We start from the raw sequence: 19142 nt of genomic DNA on the forward strand, positions 1-19142 counted from the left end.
TTCGATGCGCAGCAGGTCCTCGCTCCTCGTGCTGGTGTTCGCCGTCGCGGCGGTTGCCTGTGACAAGTCGACCACGCCGCCCGACGCCAACGTCGGCGGCACTTACCTCGTCACCCGCGAGACGCCCTACTTCGACAGCGGCTGCGGACAGGACCGCCTCGGCGACGGCAAGCTACGCGCCAAGACCCGCTTCACCCTGGTGGCCGCGCGCCCCGGCTGCTGGACGATCAAGCTCGACGACGAGGACGAGACCTACATCGTGCCGACGCACGTGCGCGCCGAGTGATCCCTCCAGCGAGGCGACGAGGCCCGCGCGCGCCTCGGCTGCTGGACCCTCGAGCGCGACGTCGAGGACGAGGCCTCCGTCGTGCCGACGCACGAGGATGGAGGCCGCGAGGGACGACTCGCCGCGAGCGCGCCAGGGGGTGCGACGCGCGAGGCGATCGGACCTCGACGCTCGCATCGTGACGACCTGCCGCTCGCCGCGCCGGCGAGCGACCGAACCTGCCGGCCTCGGCGCTCGCCCTCGCGTCGCTCGGCGCGCCGCGGGCTGTTCCGGCGCGCCGATGGTGGCCATGACGCCGCCCTCGCGTCGCGCCGATCTGCGCCCTGCGGGCCGCGGGCGAGCAGCAGGACGTGAAGCGACGGCCGCTCGCCGCCTGGCGTCGAAGTCCGGGTGCGCCGCCTGACGGCCGCTCGCTGCGTGGTCCGCGACACAGCGGCGAGGCGCCCGCGGTAGCCGGCCCTGGACTTGGTTTCAGACTTTCCCGGGACGTCGCGGCTGCCGCGGCGCCAGGGGGCGAGCGAGATGGTGCGACGCATGTGCTTGGCCGCGGGCATGGCCGGTCTCCTGGCCATCGGGACAGGTTGTGATCTGGTCGCCCCCTCGCCTCCGCCGCCCCCGTGCGGCGCGCCGGGCGACGCGCCGTGCCCGCTGGGGACGCAGTGCGAGGACGACCCCGACGACGACTGCGAGCCGCTGCGGGCCAGCTGCCGCGGCCGCTGCGAGGCCGTGCCGTGCGGCGAGTCGATCGGGCTCGGCTGCTCCGAAGGCCAGGTCTGCATCGACGACCCGAACGACGACTGCCAGGCGCCCGCCGGCGGGCCGGCCTGCCCCGGCGTGTGCGCCGAGCTGCCCCGCCCGGTCCTGTGCGCCGAGCCGAACCGCACCTTCGTGTCCCACAGCCAGGACCTTTGCCAGCAGATCCTCTTCATCTGCGAGGTCGGCTGGATCCCGTTCTACGACAGCTGCGGCTGCGGCTGCCAGTTCCTCGGCTGAGCGGAGGGCCAGTGATTCGGGCTCGCTCGCGGTCTCGCCACGCAGGTCACGCGCCCGCCGGGCGCGTCTCGGGCTAACCCGTCCAGCGAGCGACAGCCCGTGCGACGGGCCGCACGAGCCCGAATCACTGGCCCTCCGCTCGCCGCGTCGCGCGGGTCTCGACAGCGACCTGTCCTCGAGGACACGCTCGCCGCGGCGACGACATGTCCTGAAGGACATCCTACGCCATACGGCTCACGCCTGTCCCGAAGGACAGACTCTTCAGCGACCGGCGCAGGGGACCGAGGCGTGGGGCAAGAAGCAGGTGAGCTCCGCGAGCGAGCACACCACGGCGATCACGGCCAGGACGAGGCCGCGCGGGCGCGTCGCGCCGAAGTGCTCGAGGGGCGACGCCACCCCGAGCGCCAGCGTGGCCACCATGCTGACCAGCAGCGCGACTACCAGCGGCCTGACGATCGCGTCGACGACGCCGAGCCCCTCGGCCACCCACAGGGCGGCGACGCAGACGATCCACGGCGGCCCCAGGAACAGCAGCGCGGCGACTGCCAGCCGCGAGCGCGGCCGAGACGTCGCGCTCGCCGCGTCCTCGGACTCGACGAAGCCCTCGGCCACGTCCGGCATCGGGGCGTCGGCTCGACCGTCGGCACCCGTCACTCCGGCGCGCGGAACAGGCCGCTCATGGACAGCTCGAGCTGGCTGCGGACCAGGCCGAGGATGCTGTCGACCTCGGCGCGCTCGACCTTGAGCTGGCGCTCGAGCAGCGCCTGCGTCCCGCGGAGCAGCGCCTCGCGGCCGCGGGCCACCCAGCGCGCGGCGGTGGCCCGATGGATGCCGTAGACCGCGGCGATCCGGTCGATGCTCAGGCGGTCGAGGAAGTACAGGCGCAGCACGTTGCGCTCGTCCGCCGCCAACCCCGCGAGCGCGTCGCGCAGCGCCTGCTCGACCTCGCGGCGGTACTGCGACTTGAGGAACGACAGCTCGGGGTCGGGCGAGGCGGGGTGGCGCGCCTCGTCGAGCTCCGGCTCGGGCACCAGGCGATCGGCGCGCGCCTGCTCGCGGAAGTTGAGGGCCATGCGCACGGCCGCGACCCGCAGCCAGCCGCCCAGCGGGCCCCGGCCGGCGTAGTCGCCGATCTTCGCCGGCGCGTCGGGGCGACCGACGAGCAGCTTCTCCCACAGCGCCTGGCGCAGGTCGTCGCGGTGCGCGGCCGGGACCCTGCGGCTCTTCAGCACGGCCTCGAGCTCGGCGCCGTGGCGGGCCTGGAGCGCCGCGGAGGCGCCGGGCAGGCGCAGGTGGCAGGCGCACGCGAGGTAGAAGTCGGCCGCGTGGAGGCCCGCCAGCTCGGCCGAGCCGCGGCCGACGTGGCGGTCGACGTGGGCGACGAAGGCCGCGCGCGCGAGGTCGAGGTCGGGCCAGGCCGCCCGCCCCTCGGCGTACAGGCGGGCCCACGGCCCCTCGCTGGCGGGGTCGGGGCCCGCTTCTCGCGCGCACCCGGACGCGTCGTCGGCGGTGGTCTCGTCGCGCATCGCCGGGCGCGACGATACTGCCGGGCCCCCGGGCCGTAAAGCCGCGCTGCACCGCGCACAGTACGTCGCACGCGCTGCGATCGCCTCGCATCGGCGCTCCCCTCGGTGCGCGCTCGCCTGCGCACTCCGCATGCATCGCCGACGCCTCGTGTCGGCGCTGCACCGCGCACGGCGCTCTCCTCAGCGCGCGCTCGCCTGCGCCATCTCCTCCGCGACGCTCACCACCTCCGGGTGCTCCGCGCCGAGGGCCGCCGCGTAGACCGCGTGCGCGCGGCGGTACAGCTCGATCGCCTCCGCGGTCGCCCCGCTGTCGCGGCGCAGCTGCGCGAGGTTGTAGAGCACCGCGCCGACCTCGGGGTGGCCCGGGCCGAGCGACTTCTCGAACACCGCCAGCGCGCGCGCGAACAGCCGCGCCGCCTCGTCCGGCTCGCCCATCTCGCGGCGCACCAGCGCCAGGCTGTTGAGGCTGCCGGCCACGCGCCAGTGGTCGGGCCCGAGCGCGCGCTCGGAGATCGCCAGCGCGCGGGTCTGCAGGCGCAGCGACTCGGCCAGCGCGCCGCGGGCCCGCTGGACGATCGCCAGGTCGTGCAGCGTCTCCGCCACCCCGGGGTGGTCGGGCCCGAGCGCGCGCTCGGAGATCGCCAGCGCCCGCTCGTACAGCCGCGCCGCGTCGTCCAGCGCGCCCGCGCTGTAGCGCACGCCGGCGAGGTTGTGGAGGATCAGCGCCACGTCCGGGTGCTCCGGGCCGAACACCCGCTCCTCGAGGCCCAGCGCCCGCTCGTACAGCTCGCCCGCGGCCGCGAGCTCGCCGAGCGCGTGGCGAGCCGCGGCCAGGCCGACCAGGCTGCGCGCGACGTCGGGGTGCCACGGGCCCAGCTCCTGCTCGCGGACCGCCAGCGCGCGCGCGTGCAGGCGCACCGCCTCCGCGTAGTCGCCGACCACGTCGACGACCGCCGCGAGCCGGCTGTCGAGGTGCGCCTGCTCGAGCGGCGACGCCCCGGCGTGAAGGGCCAGCTGGGTCTGCGCCGCGCGGGCCCACACCCGCCCCTCGGCGGTCCGCGCCGCCGCGTAGCCGACCACGTAGACGAGGTCGGTCGTGATCGCCAGCGCCAGACCGCCCGCCCGCGCCTCGTCCGCGGCCGCCAGCGCGCGCAACAGGCCCGCCTCCGCCGCCGGATAGTCGCCGCGCTTCTCGTGCAGCCCGGCGACCCGGAACTCCGCCTCCGCGACCAGCCCCGGCAGCCCCGAGGCCCGCGCCGCCCCGACCGCCGCGTGCGCGGCCGCCAGCGCCCCCGCGTAGTCGCCCACCGCCTGCAGCGAGCGCGCCCGCGCCAGCCCCACCCGCAGCTCCCGCGCCGCGCTGCGCTGCGCCTGCGGCACCTCCGGCCGCGAGCTCAGGGCCGCCGGCTGCGTGCACGCCGACGCCGGCGCCAGCTCGGCCGCGGCGTTGGTCGCCTGCGTCAGGACCACCGCGTCGGCGTCGCCCAGCTCGTCGACCAGGGCGACGAAGCCGGCCCGCGCCTCGTCGAGGCAGTCCTCGGCGCGCGCGCGCAGCTCCGCGTCCCAGCTGGCCTCGATCGTGTGCGCCCTGCAGGCGACCTCCGCCGCCTCACGAAAGTCCGCGGCCCAGCGGTCGAGCCACGGCGCAGTCTTGGCGAAGGTCGTCGCCGCGAACGACTTGCCGCTCGCCGCGAACGACCGCTCGACCTCGGCCCGCGCCGCCGCGCCCCACGCCTCGTCGATCCGCGCCCCACTGGCTGCGCAGGCCGCCACCCGCCCCGCGAGCTCGCGCGCCTGCCCCTGCTGCCAGCCCCACGCCGACAGCCCGAGCCCGAGCCCCATCAGCGCCACCACGCTCACCACCCGCCGCCGCCGGGCGCGCGTCAGCCCGCGCCCCAGCGCCCCGAGAAGCGCCGTCATCGACGCGTGCCGCCGCTCGGGCGCGCGCGCCAGACCGATCGCCAGCGGCTCGCGCAGGCCCGCGGGGATCCGATCGTCCCGCAGGGCCACCCGCCCCTCCGCCGCCCCCGGCGCGAACGGCCGCGCGCCCTGCAGCGCCTCGAACAGCGCCACGCAGAACGAGAACTGATCGCTGCGCGCGTCGGCCTGCGCGCCCTGCCACACCTCCGGGGCCATGTACGCCGGCGTGCCGAGCAGCGCCCCCGTCCGCGTCACCCCCTCGCTCCCGCCCGGCAGCGGCCGCCCCGGGTCGAACGTCTCCTCGACGCTCGCGGTCGCCTCCGCCGCCACGCGCACCAGCCCGAAGTCCGACACCCGCACCCGCCCGTCGCCGCTGACCAGCACGTTGTCGGCCTTGAAGTCGCGATGCACCAGCCCCGCGCCGTGCAGCGCCGCCAGCCCGCGCCCGGCCGCCACGAACATCGCCACGATCGCCGCCGACTCGCGCCGCTTTGCCGCCAACCACTCGCGCAGCGTGCCGCCCTCGACGAACTCCATGGCGAGGAACACCTGGCCCTCGAAGCGCCCGGCGTCGAACACGGTGATGACGTGCGGATCCGACAACCGCGCGAGCGCCTGGGCCTCCCGCAACAGCCGCACCGCGGCGGCCTCGCGCGCGGCCCCGGGGAGCAGCCGGTGGTGCACCAGCTTGAGCGCGACGCGGCGGTCGAGCTCGGGATCGTAGGCGGCGTAGACCGTCCCCATCGCGCCGGCGCCGACGAGGTGGAGCACCGTGTAGCGACCGATCCGGCTGCCCGCCACCAGCCGCGGCTGCGCATTCTCGGCGGCGCCCGGCGCGAGCGTCGCCGTCGACTCGCGCACCGAGTCGCCCACGCGCGCGAGCGCGGCCAGCAGCTCGCGGCACGCCTCGCACGCGTCGAGGTGCAGCGCCGCCGCGGCCTGCTCCGCCGGCGCCAGCTGTCCGCGGCTCAGCGCGTCGATCGTGTGCTCCGCGAGGCAAGCGCCGACGCCCGTCACGCTTTCGACCATCGCCCGCGCTCCCCGGCCCGCGGCCCCGCTGCCGCGACGTCGCAGCCCGACTTCGCCCCGCCCCGGCCCGCTCGCTCATCCCCGCCCCACACGCGGCGACGATAACAAGGAAGCGACGCGACCGCGGCGCACAAACACATACGCGCCGCGTGCAACTACGCGCTCACCTGTCCCAAAAGACTTGTTGCCCTCGGGCCCGACCCGACTCTATTCTCACCTGGCGAATCGACGGACCATGTGGAGGCGACGCAAGACCGACCCATTGTTGCTGGCGATCCGCGCCGGCGATCTGGGCGAGGTCGAGCGCCTCGCGGCGGCGGGCCTCGACCTCAACCAGGAGTACGACAAATCGGCGGGTCACAAGGTGGCCCCGGTGGAGCAGGCCGCGATCTCCGACCGCGCGCACGTCCTCGAGTGGCTCCTGGCTCGCGGCGCGCGGCTCGAAGGTTTCGCGGGCCTCGACAACATGCTCCTCGCGTCGGCGGTGCGGGTCCGCAGGCCGGCCCTCGTCCGCACCCTGCTGGAGCGCGGCGTCCGGCCCGAGCCGGGCCCGTTCTCGCCGCTGTACGAGGCGGCCTTCTCGCGCAGCCTCGAGATCTTCGAGCTCCTGCTCGATCACGGCGCCGACGTGAGGGAGCTCGAGGCCGTCGACGCCGGCATGCTCGCGCGAGTGAGCGGTGACATCCTCCGCCGGGCGATCGCCGCCGGCGCCCGCCTGCCGCCGTCGACCGTCGAGCTGGCGCTGAGCCACACCGCTCTCGGCGACGACGGCCGCGTGCCCGCCGGCTATCGCCGCTGACGTCCGCCGCGCGGCCGCGCGCCGGCGGATTTTTCGATCGCCGCGCCGCGACAACCAAGCGGCGCGCCTGTCATGCCGAGAGGGGCCCGCGTGCTCGGCCGGCGAGCGCCTGCGAATCATCGCAGGCGGCCGCCGCCATGGTCGCGCCCCTCGCTCACAGGTGTCACCGACATGACTCGCACGATCATCGCCACCTCGCGCTGCTGCTCCGCCGCGCTGGTGGGCCTCGTCTTCGGCCTCGCCGGCCGCGCCGCCGCCGCTCCGGCGGACGCCGATTGCCAGGCCAAGTGTCCCAACATTCCGCCGCCGCCCAAGAACTGGACCGCCACGGTCGGCCACGTCGAATGCGTCGAGTACGCCAATTATCGCTCGCAGCTCAAGCACTCCGGCAACGCCTGGACCTGGGCCGAGCACCCCACATGCAGCGACGCCGCGCCCGGCAGCACCTGCGTCCAGGAGCACGCCGAGCCCGGCACGGTCATGGTCAGCCAGCCGTTCCAGAACCAGGCCCAGGGCGCCGGGCACGTCGCGATCGTCGATTGTGTGGTCGGCGACTGGGCCAAGGTCAGCGAGTACAACTGGTCGCCGCCCGGCGTGTTCAAGGGCGACCGCTGCGTCAACGTCAAGGCCGCGCGCGACAAGGGCACCCCGTTCGCCTTCGTGCGCGCGTTCGGCAGCACCTTCCCGGCCCAGGGCGAGCGCTGCGAGGATCCGCTGAAGATCAACCACGCCTACGTCCGGCCCGACCCGAACGACAAGGAGGTCAAGCGCGGCACCGTCGAGATCTCGTTCGGCGCCTCCGCGTGCAGCCGGGCCAAGTTCCGCCTGCACCGCAAGATCTACACCTTCGACGGCGGCGTGAAGAAGGAGCACTCCGCGTGGACGAAGCCGGTCATGAACGTCCTCGATCCCTATGTCGACACCTTCGAGGACGTGCCGGCCTGCTCGCAATTCGTCTACGTGCTCGAGCGGGAGATGGTCGACCCGCCGATCGTCGGCGCCAAGATCAAGCAGTCGCCGGCGATGACGGGCGTCAACCTCGAGCCGCCGCGGACCGCCACCGCGGACTTCGTGCCCAAGGTCTACGGCCAGATGTTCCTGCGCTGGAAGTCCTCCTGCCCTGATTACGGCGGCGGCACCAAGACGCAGTACAAGATCACCTACACCCGCGGCCAGGGCCAGCCCGTCACGATCGGCCCGATCGACGGCGTCGTCCTCGCCAACGGCGGCAGCCAGGACCGCGAGTACAAGCTCACCAATCTGTTCGGCGCCACCAATTACAGCGCCAGCGTCCGAGCGTTCAACTTCTACGACGTCTCCTCGACCACCGCCGACACCGACTTCACCACCCCCGCCCCCAACAACACCACCCCCGCCCCGCTGCCGCAGCGGCCGACGCTCAGCATGCGCTGCAACGACGACAAGCTGCGCGCCTCGTGGGTCGCCGCGGCCGGCGGCGAGGCCTACGAGCTCGAGTTCACCGCCCCGAGCAAGCAGGTCCCCAAGCCCAAGCCCGCGCTGATCATGGCCGCCGGGACCAGCCACGACCTCGACGCCCCGGTCGACGGCCCCTACAGCGTGCGCCTGCGGTCGTACCGCGCCGGCAAGGCCTCGCCGTGGACCGACCCAGTGGTGTTCGCGCGCGACTGCATCGCCGAGCCGCCGGTCCTGAGCCCGCTCGTCAACGACGACTGCGCCGGCGTCAAGCTGACCTGGAAGATCGACCCCGCGGCCACCGCCGCGCACCTCAAGCAGTACCACGTCATGCGCCGCGAGCAGGGCAGCCCGCTCCTGCTGCCGATCGCCGAGACCTTGCCCAACGTCCTGACCTACAACGACATCGAGGCCAGCCCCGGCAAGAGCTACGTCTACAGCGTGGTCGCGCTCTACCAGACCCCCGAGGGCAAGACCCTGGTCTCGCCGCCGGCGCCGCTCACCAACACGGTCATTCCCCAGAGCCCGCCGCGCGCCCCCGAGATCACCAAGATCACCACGGACGTCGACCGCGTCACCCTCGAGTTCACCGACAACGCCACCAACGAGACCGGCTTCGTCGTCAAGCGCTGGACCGACAACGAGTCGGGCGCGCTGGTGCAGTACCGCCTCGACGGCAAGCCGGGCACCGGCAAGGTCACCTTCGCCGACCCGGGCCCCTTGCCGCTCGAGGACCGCAGCTATCGCTACCGCGTCTTCTCGGTCAAGGGCGCGTGCAAGGAGAGCAACGTGACCGCCTCGCTGCCGGTCGAGGGCCGGCGCATGCGCGCGCCGGTCAACGTCACGGTCAAGGCCGACGCCGGCGGCGCCCTCCTCAAATGGGCCGACACCAACCACAAGGTCAGCAGCTACGAGGTCTACCGCAAACAGCTGAGCGAGCCCGAGTGGTCGGCGTCGCCGATCACCACCCTCACCAACGTCGCCCCCGACAAGCGCTTCTACCTCGACCCCGCCAACGTCGACGCCCAGTACTACGTCAAGGCCCTGTTCGCGGGCGAGCGCACCACCAGCGTCGGCGTCGGCTCGCAGCCGGTGACCTACCTGCGCCAGACCAGCAAGGCCTGCCCGGCGGGCGGCGCCAAGCCCGAGTTGACGCGGGTGACCAACCTCGACGACCCGCGCCGCAGCAAGCTCGAGTTCAAGTTCGACGCCCCCGCCAACTTCGTCACCCGCGTCGAGTACGCCCGCGCCACCGCCGGCCCGTGGCTCACCATGCAGCAGACGAGCGCCAAGGCCGGCCCGCTCGAGGTCGACGTCAGCCCGTTCATGAACCAGCAGATCTGGCTGCGGGTGATCGGCCACGACACGACCAACAATTGCCTGTCGGCGCCGTCGCTGCACCACGTCGTCTACCCGCTGCCGACCCCGGTGCCGCTGCCGACCGTCCCCGCGCACAAGAATTGCCCGCAGGGCCTGATGGTCAAGTGGGTCGACACCAGCACCTACGGCACCAAGTTCCAGGTCGAGTGGCAGCCCGACATCCACGCCCCGTGGCAGCCGATGCCGAAGGAGAACTACTTCCGCGTCACCGGCACCAAGGAGGTCTGGCAGTGCCACACGCCGGTCGCCGCCGACGCCGGCTATCAGTACCGGGTGCGCAGCACCTATCACGTGCTCAAGAACAACAAGCCCGACGTCCTCAGCGCCTCGCTGTGGTCGAACGAGGCCGGCCCGGGCGACAGCGGCGGCGCGGCCCTGTCGCTCGCCAACGGCACGATGGAGACCATCCCCGCCAACGGCAAGCCGGGCGACCGGATCCAGAACTGGGGCCCGCAGGGCGCCTGGGCCCTGCACGCCGGCGCCAACAGCCGGCCCAACAACGACAAACTCGAGGCCCGCTTCGGCTACTACGCCGCCGCCTCCGAGACTGTCGGCCAGATCCTCGCCCTGAATTTCGAGGCCGGCAAGACCTACACCTTCAAGGGCCACGTCAACGGCGGCGGCGACGGCACCGGCAAGGTCCCGTTCCAGATCGGCTACGTCACCAACGCCAACGACCTCTCCACGTTCAAAGAGCTCGCCACCGCGCTGTTCCCCGCCGGCAACGCCTGGACCGCCGTCGCCGGCGTCAGCCACACGGTCAAGGCCGGCGACATCGCCGTCGGCAAGCGGATCGCCGTCCGCCTCGGCTCGGGCGCCGACGGCGGCACCTCGGACATCTGGTTCGACAACCTCGCAGTGCTCGTCAAGTGAGGCCAATCCCCTCGGCGCGGGACGAGCGCGCGAATCACCGCACTCGTCGGATGGGCGCAATCCTCGGAGTCGTGCCCGCGCCGGTCGCGGGCGTGCGCGTGCTGCTCCCCCTCACGAACGAGCTCGGCGCCCGGGCAGATCTTCGAGGACGGCAATCCTCGCACTCGCAGTCACGCCCGCGTCTCCCGCGGGCGCGGCCGATTTTTTCCTGGTGCCGACATTTCGCCGCGCAGTCATCGCGCCGTCATCACGGTATTGAGGCTCTCGGCCAGAGTCGGGTGGGCGAACGTCGCGTCGCGCAGCGCCGACGCCGGCAGCCCGCCCATCATCGCCACCTCGATCGTCGACATCAGCTCGCCGGCCGCGACCCCGAGGATCGTCGCCCCGAGGAACTTGTCGCTGTCCGCGTCGATCACAATTTTAATAAAGCCGCGGGCCTCGTCCATCTCGAGCGCGCGGGCGACCCGGTCCATGCCGATCCGCGCCACCTCGATCTTGCGGCCCTGGCGGCGCGCCTCGGTCTCGGACAGGCCCACGCGCGCGAGCTCCGGATCGGTGAACACCACGTACGGCACCATCCTGCCGCGCGTCGTCGCCTGCCCGCCTGACAGCAGGTTGGTGAGCAAGATCCGGTGATCGTCGTAGGCGATGTGCGTGAACGCCGGCCCGCCCTTGACGTCGCCGACCGCGTACACCCCGGACGCGCTGGTCGCCAGCCGCTCGTCGACCTTCACGTACCCGCCATCGTCGACCGCGATCCCGGCCGCCGCGAGGTCCAGTGAATCGGTGTTGGGCGCGCGTCCGGTCGCCACCAGCAGGTGCGAGCCGGCGAACCTGCGCGAGCCGACCGGCGAGTCGCACGTCAGCTCGATCCCGTCGCCCGCGCGGATCACTCGCCGCGCCTGGCTCTCGAGACAGATCTCGATCCCGTCGGCCGCCAGCACCTCCTGGATCGCCGTCGCCGCGTCGGCGTCCTCGCGCGGCAGCAGCTGCGCCGCCCGCTGCACGATCGTCACCCGGCTGCCGAAGCGGCGGAACATCTGCGCGAACTCGAGGCCGACGTAGCCGCCGCCGAGGACCAGCAGGTGCTCCGGCACGACCGCGAGCTCGAGCATGCCGGCGTGATCGAGCCACTGCACCTGGTCGAGCCCCACGAGCGGCGGCACCCGGGTGCGCGCCCCGGTGTCGATCACCACCACCTCGCCGGCGATCCGTCGCACTTCGCCGGCATTGAGGCGCACCTCGAGCTGCCGCGGACCGACGAATCGACCGGCGCCGAACAGCAGCTCGATGTTCGCCTGGGCCGCGAGGACTGCCCGGCTCGAGTCGGCGAAGTCGCGGACGATCCGGCGCGTCCGCTCGCGCACTCGCGTCATGTCCACGCTCACCGCCCCGGTGCGCACGCCGAAGTCGCCCGCTCGCCGCGCGAGGTAGGCCACGCGAGCGCTCGCCACCATCGTCTTGGTCGGCGTGCAGCCGGTGTTGACGCACGTGCCGCCCAGATGCTCGCGCTCGACGAAGGCGACCCGGCGACCGGCCGCCGCGAACGCCAGCGCCAGGGGCCTCGCCGCCTGACCCGAGCCGAGAATCACCACGTCGTAGCGGTCCATCGCCGGGAGGGTGACCGCGAACTCTTCCGCCGCAACCGGACGGCGACAGCCTCACCGCTCGGCGCCAGGACTTCGCCCGGCTCGTGCCGAGAAGCACGAAGTCACGGCGACCGATCGCTCGTGCGCGGCCGCGACACGTCGAGACCCCTGCGGCCGCGACTTCACATCCTCGCGCCCATTCACAAAAGCCGCGCGCCGCGGTTCGCGCCGGACGGCGCGTACCCCGCCTGCAGTTGCGAACTGCTCAGTCAGGCATGGCCCACGCCGCCTTGATGCCGCGTGTTCTGCCGTAGATAACGAAGCTGACGTATGAAGTTCTCAGCGTCAATCACAGTTTCAAAGCGCGAGGACGAACATGTCAGTGCAAAAAACACGGCCTACAGCGATGTATTTTTATCCTTGCATCGAGCGTTTTCGGACCGCATCCTCAGTATTGGAACTAGCGAGACAGACTCGCACCAAATACCGAAATTCTTCCATCTCGCCTCCGCCCTCAACTTCCTTCCAGAGCCATCGTTTCCAGGGGCCAGACCCTGCTTCAAAAGCACCGTGCTCGAGGGACGAGAAATACAAGAGCCGAGTCCTGTTAATCGACCGCTCGTCTCCGCCTGGCAGATCTGCCGGAAGGAGCGAGAAATGCCATTAGATCACGCTCCCTCTAAGGGGCTTCCAACTCCGCGCAGTGCCCCTGAAGTCGTCGATCCGTCGCTTCATGGGACAGGGGCTAAGTTTCGTCGTGAGCGACCAGGACCAGAGGCCGAACTCGTTCGCGCATTCTTGAACAATTTTCCTCCCATCGGCAAAAGGGGCTACAAGTTGACTCTTTTTCAAGAGCCTCGCCTTTTGTCGGGCTTTCCTGACCTAGTGCTGCCGGGCTGAAAACGCCAGAAGTTTGGAGCGGAATCGCCCCCGGGGTACTTGTGCAGCCGGAAGACCCTCATGGCACGGACGGCCCCCAGGATTCTCGTCACCGAACGGCAGCGGCGCATCCTCGACAAGCTCGAGCGGAGCCACAAGACCCCACAGCAACTGGTCCCGAGGGTGCAGATCGTGAAGTTGTCCGGGCAAGGCGTTCCGAACAACGAGCAGGCGGTCGAGCTCGACATGGGACCCGAGGCGATCGGCCGGTGGCGAAGCCGGTGGTGGAATCGTCAGGCTGAACTGGCCGCTGCGGAGGAGAGCGGCGTCAGCGACCTCGAGCTCGAGCGCTTGATCCTCAAGGTACTTGCCGATGGCCCGCGGACGGGCGCGCCGCCTCGATTCGAGGCCCACCAGGTGGCGCAGATCTTCGCGTTGGCGTGCGAGCCCCCGGAGAAGAGCGGCGTCCCCTTCAGCCACTGGACGCCGGGAGCGCTCGCTCGAGAGCTGGTGAACCGAGGGATCGTCGACTCGATCTCCGCGCGCCAGGTCGGCCGATTTTTAAAGAGAGGCCGATATTCGGCCGCACAGGGTCAAGTACTGGCTGCGCAACACGCCCGCAGATCCGGAGCGCTTCGCGGAGGAAGTCCGGACCATCTGCGAGCTCTACGAGCAGGCGACGACCCTCCACGCGCAGGGCGTCCATCTCATCAGCTGTGACGAGAAGACCGGCATCCAGGCGCTCGAGCACGCTCGGCCTGCGCTCCCGGTGCGGCCCGGGAAGATCGAGCGCATCGAGTACGAGTACGTCCGGCACGGCACGCTCTGCCTGACGGCGAATCTGGAGATCGCCACCGGGCACATCGTGAGCCCGACGATAGGCCCGCGCCGTACCGAACAAGACTTCGTCGACCACATCGCGCGCACGGTCGACGGCGATCCCGACGCACGCTGGATCTTCGTCCTCGACAATCTCAACACCCACAACTCGGAGGCGCTGGTGCGATTCGTCGCCTCGCATTGCGGCCTCGACGTGCCCCTCGGCGCCAAGGGCGAGAGCGGCGTCTTGCGCTCGATGGAAACGCGCGCGGCGTTCTTGTCGGACCCATCGCATCGGATCCGGTTCGTCTACACGCCGAAGCACTGCTCCTGGCTGAACCAGATCGAGATCTGGTTCAGCATCCTCGTCCGTCGCTTGCTACGACGCGCGAGCTTCTCTTCTCTCGAAGCCCTCCGCGAGCGCCTGGTCGAGTTCATCGCCTTCTTCAACAGGTGCATGGCCAAACCCTTCCGGTGGACCTACAAGGGCAAGGTTTTGGCCGCATGAGCGATAACGCCCATCACTTACGCCCGGCAGCACTAGTTGCCGTTCAGTGGCATGAGCCCACGGCTATGCGATGGAGAGAACAAAGAGGCGGAGTCGCCGTGGACGACCTTCGAATTGTTCACACCCTCGCTACCACAGGGCCCATCGCCGAACAAAGATTAGAATCAGTCTTCCGAACTCGCATCCTGAAAAATCTTCAGCGACTTCGCTCTGCTGGCCTTGTGATAAACCAAGGCGGTTTATGGCGTGCAGTTTCCCTCAGAAGAGCTTTCGCCGTTCGGCACATAATCGCCTTCGAGGCCAAAATGTCGGACTGGCGAGGAGCCATTGAGCAGGCATCGCTGAATCGATGGTTTGCATCGGAGACTTACATACTTTTACCCGCCCCACCGCAGGAAATCACGCTCGAGGCAGCAAAACGAGCGAGCGTGGGTGTTTGGATCTTGGGAAGCTCTTCGCCCCTCTTAAAGAGCCAGAGCCAATGCCCCAAGGTTCATCAACCTGTTTCATACGCCTCCTGGCTTTTTAATGAATGGGTCTGGCGCTCCGCCACGAATACGAGAAAACAAGGAACGCATCGATGACGGTTGTCACTTGGCTACCCAAGTACCTCCCGGGTATTTCAAATCTCCGCGGCCTTCTTGAAGGTGGGCAAAAGTGGGTATTCTCTGCTACACACTCCACGGATGGAGAAGTCGTGATTAAACTGATAAAACCTCACACTGCCGATGAACGCGTCCGGCGTGAAATTCTTGCGGTCAAGGAGATCAACTCGACGCGCGTGCCGCGTATTTTTGAAGACGGGGTTCTCCGTGGAACTCCTTTAGGATTCGATGTAATCTGGCTGCGAGAACAACGCATCCTTGGCGAGAATGTCAAGCAGATTCTACAACGTAGTACACTTTCTCAAAAGGAAATCTTGGCACTCTGTCGACATGTTCTAGAGGCTCTTGTCGATATGGGCCACGCCAGAATCGTACACCGTGACATCAAGCCGGAAAACATCATTCGCAGTGCCGATGGTTCATATTGGCTCATTGATTTTGGCATTGCACGCCATCTCGATCTTTCGTCTTTGACAGCAACGGCTGCACTCGGAGGACCCGGAACTCTTGGCTACGCTCCTCCGGAGCAGTACCGGAACAAAAAACGAGATCTTGATGGCCGCGCAGATCTTTTCGCGCTCGCGGTCACGCTCGTGGAATGCATTTCCGGCAAACACCCTTATGTTGATGGTGCTCGCGATGCACCGATGGTGCTCAAGCGAATAGAGGGTGCCCCACTGCCTATTCCTAAGATCTCCTGGAACCGGGGGAGACAGTTTGCGGACTTCCTTACTGCCATGGGTCAGCGTCGTGTTGATTGTCGCCCACGAGATGCCAGCGACGCGCTGATGTGGTTACAGGAGTTACAGGACACTTTTGCGGGATCCCCCTAATGCGCCTTGCCCTTCACTCGGGGATGCATCTCGCCAAGTATGTGTCCAGCTACTCATTTTCACCACGGAGATTCCTGATGCAACTCAAGCTACAGTTTGGCTACGGAATGATGGATCATTCGCGAGTGTTGATCGACACCTGGAAAGGTGGCTCGGTTATCCTAAGTCCAAGAGACTTGAGCCCGGTTCAACTTGAGCGACTCGCAGGACAGATTACGTCACTCCAGGGCGGAGAGGTACTGCTCGATCCGCAGTTTTACTTGCCTTATGCCGATCACGAACGACTCACGTCTCACGAATATTGGCCATCGGCTTACAGCACGGATGTTTTTTGGACTGGCTCGGAAATTCGTGGCTTGATGAAGAAACTGGTAGATCTAAACCGATCTCTTGGCTGCAAGACCCTAATCTTGCCGGGTCTGTACACAGAGCAAGTCGATGAAGATTGGATCGCTCGACAAAGCGCATTCATCGAGGAGGCTAAAGCCCTGAGCAGCAACCCTCTTCTTGTCACCGTCGCACTCGGTGCTGATGCGGTGAAATCAGATGAATCCATTGATGAGATCCTGGCAGCATCCGAAGGGTGGGATGTGAGTGGGATCTACCTCTTATGCGAACACCCCAATGGTGAATACTTGGTGACCGATCCAAATTGGCTGGCGAATGCGCTCGACCTGGTTGCTGGCTTGAAGCTTAAGGGGAAGAAAGTGCTCGCGGGGTATTGCAACCATCAGATGCTGGTGCTTGCTGCTGCCGGAGTTGACTGGATCGCTTCTGGCACTTGGATGAATGTGCGTTCTTTTCCCCCGGATAAGTTTCGCGCCCCTTACGACGATGAGATTAAGCAGCGCTCGACCTGGTACTATTGCCCGCAAGCGTTTTCCGAGTATAAGGTCCCATTCCTGGACATTGCAAAGAAACAGGGCCTGCTTGATAGGCTAGCCCCTCCGGTCGCGCTTGGTAGTGTGCACGCTGACGTTCTGTTTTCTGGAATTCAGCCAACCTCAGCTCGCTGGACGGAGCAAAGCGCGTTTCGCCACTACCTCCACTGTTTATGGTCCCAGACCAACTCTGCACGCCACGGGACCTTCGATCAGACCGTCGACGAGCACGAGCGCGCTCTCGACGCTGCCGAAGGGCTACTTGCGTCCTTGCAGGCAGTCGGGGTGAGAGGGCAATTGCGCGACTTTTCCTCTGCGCTCGATGTGAATCGCGCAGCACTGAGTGTCCTTCGTTCATCACGTGGACCTACTCTTCGGCGGAAATGGGCGACCCTCTAGCGGACAGAGCGTGCGTCAATGAATTGAAAGGCGAGATCGTCCCTCACTCTTGGCGACACGCCGGTCGCTGCCACCTCGGCTAAAGTCGCGGCCGCATGACCCCCCGCTACCCCGTCCCGAACGCCTTCCCTCCGCTCCGCGCCGCGCACCTCGCCGGCAAGCGAGCGGCAGGCGTCCAGAGCGTCCTCGCGGCCGGCGAGCTCGTCCTCGCCAGCGGCCGCCTCGTCGCCTGCGACGCCCTCATGCAGCCCGAGCGCTCGCCGTTCGCTCGCGCCGTCGCCCCGGGCAGCTACCCCGTGTACCTGTTCGTCGCCAAGGAGGGCGCGGCGATCGGCTTCGCCGAGGTGCGGGTGCGGGACGGCGCCCTCGCGCGCTTCGAGATGGCCACCCTCCCCGGCCAGGACGCGACCACTCTCGGCCCGCGCGAGACCTTCGGCTACCCGGTCGGCACCGGCCTCGGCTGCTTCGCCGACGAGGTCGCGCTGGCGCGGCTGCGCGACGCCGACGCCGCGCGCCAGCAGGAGCCCGGCTACCTCGGTTACTTCGACGCGGTCGTGCAGGCCGAGCTGGCCGCGAGCGGCGGCGCGTGGGTCAATCATCGCCCCGACCGCGGCGCCGCCGACAACGTGGTGATCTTCCGCTCCGGCGACGGCGACGGCAACTACCCCACCTGGTTCGGCTTCGACGCCGACGACCAGCTCGCCTGCGTCGTCACCAGCTTCCGCTGCTTCAAGGAGCCCGAGACCGCGGAGGACAAGCAGGCCAAGCTGGCCAAGGCCTTCGCCCCGCTGATCGCCGCGGTCGAGCGCGACCTCGGCGGAGTCCTGCGCGAGCGCGGCTTCACCGGCCCCGAGGCGACCTACAAGCCCAAGGGCAACGAGCTCAAGCTGGTCTACACGCGCGACGGCCTCACCTTCGAGGTGCTGAGCTCGACCCACGCCAACGGCGCGCTGTTCACCACCCAGTACCGCTGGGCCCGCGGGCGGACGACCCTCGACGTCGGCAACGAGCACCGCAAGGCCGGGGTGGCGCTCGGCTTCAAGGAGGGCATCGCCGTCGGCGACAACGCCTTCATCCACGCCGCCAAGCTCGGGGCCGCGTACGCGGCCCACTGGGACGCGCTCGAGCAGGCAGTGCTCGGCTACCTGCCGATCAAGCGCGCGCGGTGACGGCGCTCACCAGCGCGAAAGGACATGTCTCCTCCGACCTTGTGGAGAGGACATGTCCCATCAAACATTTCCCATCGGCCATCCCACCGAGGCGGCCGTCACGGCTCGACGCACACGCCCACGTGGTCCCACCCCGACGGCGGCTCTGACTCCACGAGCGTGAACGGCGACACGCACGACGCCTGACCCGGGCAGTTCGGCGCGCCCACGTCGCAGAACGGCACGCAGCAGCTGCTGTACTGGCAGCTCGGCTCCCACGCATGTTCGACGCAGTAAAACCCCGCGTCGCAGCCGTCCTCGTCGTGGCAGCGGTCGAGCAGGTCGCCGTCGGGCCCGGAGACGTCGGGCACGCACACGAACCCGTCGAGGCCCGGCGAGCATACCTGTCCCATGGGACAGTCCTGGACCAGCGGATCGCAGATCTGCAGGCACAGCGTCACCGTCCCGTGGTGGAGGCTCGCGCACACCTGGTCGGCCCCGCACTGCGGCGCCTCGGGCGAGCCGCCGCAGTGAGCCACGCACGTCTTCTCGCCCTCGCCCTCGACCGGCCAGCACATCGCCCCGGCCGCGCAGTCGTCGACGCCGGTCGGCGAGCCCTTGGGGCCGAGGCACGGCTCGCCGACCGCCGGCGCCGGTGCAGGGACCGGCACGCACTCGAGCTCCCAGTCGGGGACCACCTGATCCCAGATCGGCGCGCACTTGTGGCCCTCGGGGCAGTTCTGGGCCCATGGGCCGCAGGCCGACGCCCCGTCCAGGCACACCAGCCCGACCTCGAGGTCGTCGTCGCACATGGCAATCGGCGGCGACGGGTTCACGCACGCCAGCATGCACGCCTCCGAACACTTCTGCGCCGGATCGCAGCCCGCCGGCGGGATCACGCAGATCTCCCACCACGAATCATGGCCCATCTCGTAGATGCACAGCTCGTCGGCCGCGCACTCGCACCCGGGATTCGGTCCGAGGTCGGGCGGCATGATGTACACGTGCCCGGTCGTGGTGGAGTCCGCCGGCTCGCTGGTGGTGCCCGTCGTCCCCGTCGTCGTCGTGCCGCCGCTCGTCGGGTCGCTCGTCGACGTGGCGGTCGTCGACGTGGCCGTACCTGTCGCGGTGCTCGTCGATGCGGCGGTGCCGTCGCCGTCGACCCCTGGCCGCACCGCGCAACCTACAAACAGCGCCCAGAAAGCGTAGCCGCGCGGACGCAGCAAATAAGGCATCATCAT

14 protein-coding genes are annotated in these 19142 nt (G+C 69.3%); 9 read left to right on the plus strand and 5 right to left on the minus strand.

All coding sequences use genetic code 11. The features are described 5' to 3' along the window. The first annotated feature begins 4 nt into the window (after positions 1–4). Positions 5–286 (plus strand): hypothetical protein, encoded by a 282-nt coding sequence (locus tag O0S08_RS35680; protein ID WP_269033916.1) that lies wholly within the window; start codon positions 5–7, stop codon positions 284–286. Positions 287–838: 552 nt separating this feature from the next. Next, the gene (locus O0S08_RS35685; RefSeq protein WP_269033917.1) at positions 839–1279 is read left to right on the plus strand and encodes a hypothetical protein; all 441 of its coding nucleotides are present in this window, start codon (positions 839–841) and stop codon (positions 1277–1279) included. 261 nt (positions 1280–1540) lie between these two features. On the opposite strand, the gene O0S08_RS35690 is transcribed toward O0S08_RS35685, so the two are convergent. The 3 genes from O0S08_RS35690 to O0S08_RS35700 form a co-directional block, all read right to left on the minus strand. Next, entirely contained in the window at positions 1541–1900 is a 360-nt protein-coding gene (locus tag O0S08_RS35690) for a hypothetical protein (RefSeq protein ID WP_269033918.1), read from the minus strand. Positions 1901–1929: 29 nt separating this feature from the next. Continuing rightward, positions 1930–2805 (minus strand): sigma-70 family RNA polymerase sigma factor, encoded by an 876-nt coding sequence (locus O0S08_RS35695; protein ID WP_269033919.1) that lies wholly within the window; start codon positions 2803–2805, stop codon positions 1930–1932. Between the two features lie 180 nt (positions 2806–2985). After that, complete coding sequence (locus tag O0S08_RS35700) at positions 2986–5742, minus strand: serine/threonine-protein kinase (protein WP_269033920.1); 2757 nt, start codon at positions 5740–5742, stop codon at positions 2986–2988. A gap of 247 nt (positions 5743–5989) precedes the next feature. On the opposite strand from O0S08_RS35700, the gene O0S08_RS35705 reads away from it, so the two are divergent. Beyond that, positions 5990–6553, plus strand: coding sequence for an ankyrin repeat domain-containing protein (locus O0S08_RS35705; protein ID WP_269033921.1), 564 nt, complete (start codon positions 5990–5992; stop codon positions 6551–6553). Between the two features lie 171 nt (positions 6554–6724). After that, complete coding sequence (locus O0S08_RS35710) at positions 6725–10240, plus strand: CHAP domain-containing protein (RefSeq protein WP_269033922.1); 3516 nt, start codon at positions 6725–6727, stop codon at positions 10238–10240. A gap of 233 nt (positions 10241–10473) precedes the next feature. On the opposite strand, the gene O0S08_RS35715 is transcribed toward O0S08_RS35710, so the two are convergent. Beyond that, entirely contained in the window at positions 10474–11850 is a 1377-nt protein-coding gene (locus tag O0S08_RS35715) for a mercuric reductase (RefSeq protein WP_269033923.1), read from the minus strand. A 939-nt stretch (positions 11851–12789) separates the two neighbouring features. Between O0S08_RS35715 and O0S08_RS35720 the strand changes: the two genes are divergently transcribed. From O0S08_RS35720 to O0S08_RS35740, 5 genes are all read left to right on the plus strand, one after another. Beyond that, a complete protein-coding gene (locus tag O0S08_RS35720) occupies positions 12790–13428 on the plus strand; it encodes a helix-turn-helix domain-containing protein (RefSeq protein WP_269033924.1) in 639 nt (212 codons plus the stop codon). 13 nt (positions 13429–13441) lie between these two features. Next, on the plus strand, positions 13442–14035 hold the full coding sequence (locus O0S08_RS35725; protein WP_269041893.1) for a transposase: 594 nt from the start codon (positions 13442–13444) through the stop codon (positions 14033–14035). A 580-nt stretch (positions 14036–14615) separates the two neighbouring features. Further along, positions 14616–15473 (plus strand): serine/threonine-protein kinase, encoded by an 858-nt coding sequence (locus tag O0S08_RS35730; RefSeq protein ID WP_269041894.1) that lies wholly within the window; start codon positions 14616–14618, stop codon positions 15471–15473. 77 nt (positions 15474–15550) lie between these two features. Then, a complete protein-coding gene (locus O0S08_RS35735; RefSeq protein ID WP_269033925.1) occupies positions 15551–16753 on the plus strand; it encodes a hypothetical protein in 1203 nt (400 codons plus the stop codon). A 95-nt stretch (positions 16754–16848) separates the two neighbouring features. Next, positions 16849–17922, plus strand: coding sequence for a DUF4241 domain-containing protein (locus O0S08_RS35740; RefSeq protein WP_269033926.1), 1074 nt, complete (start codon positions 16849–16851; stop codon positions 17920–17922). Between the two features lie 98 nt (positions 17923–18020). Here O0S08_RS35740 and O0S08_RS35745 read toward each other — a convergent pair whose 3' ends face one another. After that, entirely contained in the window at positions 18021–19139 is a 1119-nt protein-coding gene (locus tag O0S08_RS35745; RefSeq protein WP_269033927.1) for a hypothetical protein, read from the minus strand. Positions 19140–19142: the final 3 nt, after the last annotated feature.

This window comes from Nannocystis punicea, from assembly GCF_026965555.1.
GTDB classification, from domain to species: Bacteria; Myxococcota_A; Polyangia; order Nannocystales; family Nannocystaceae; genus Nannocystis; species Nannocystis punicea.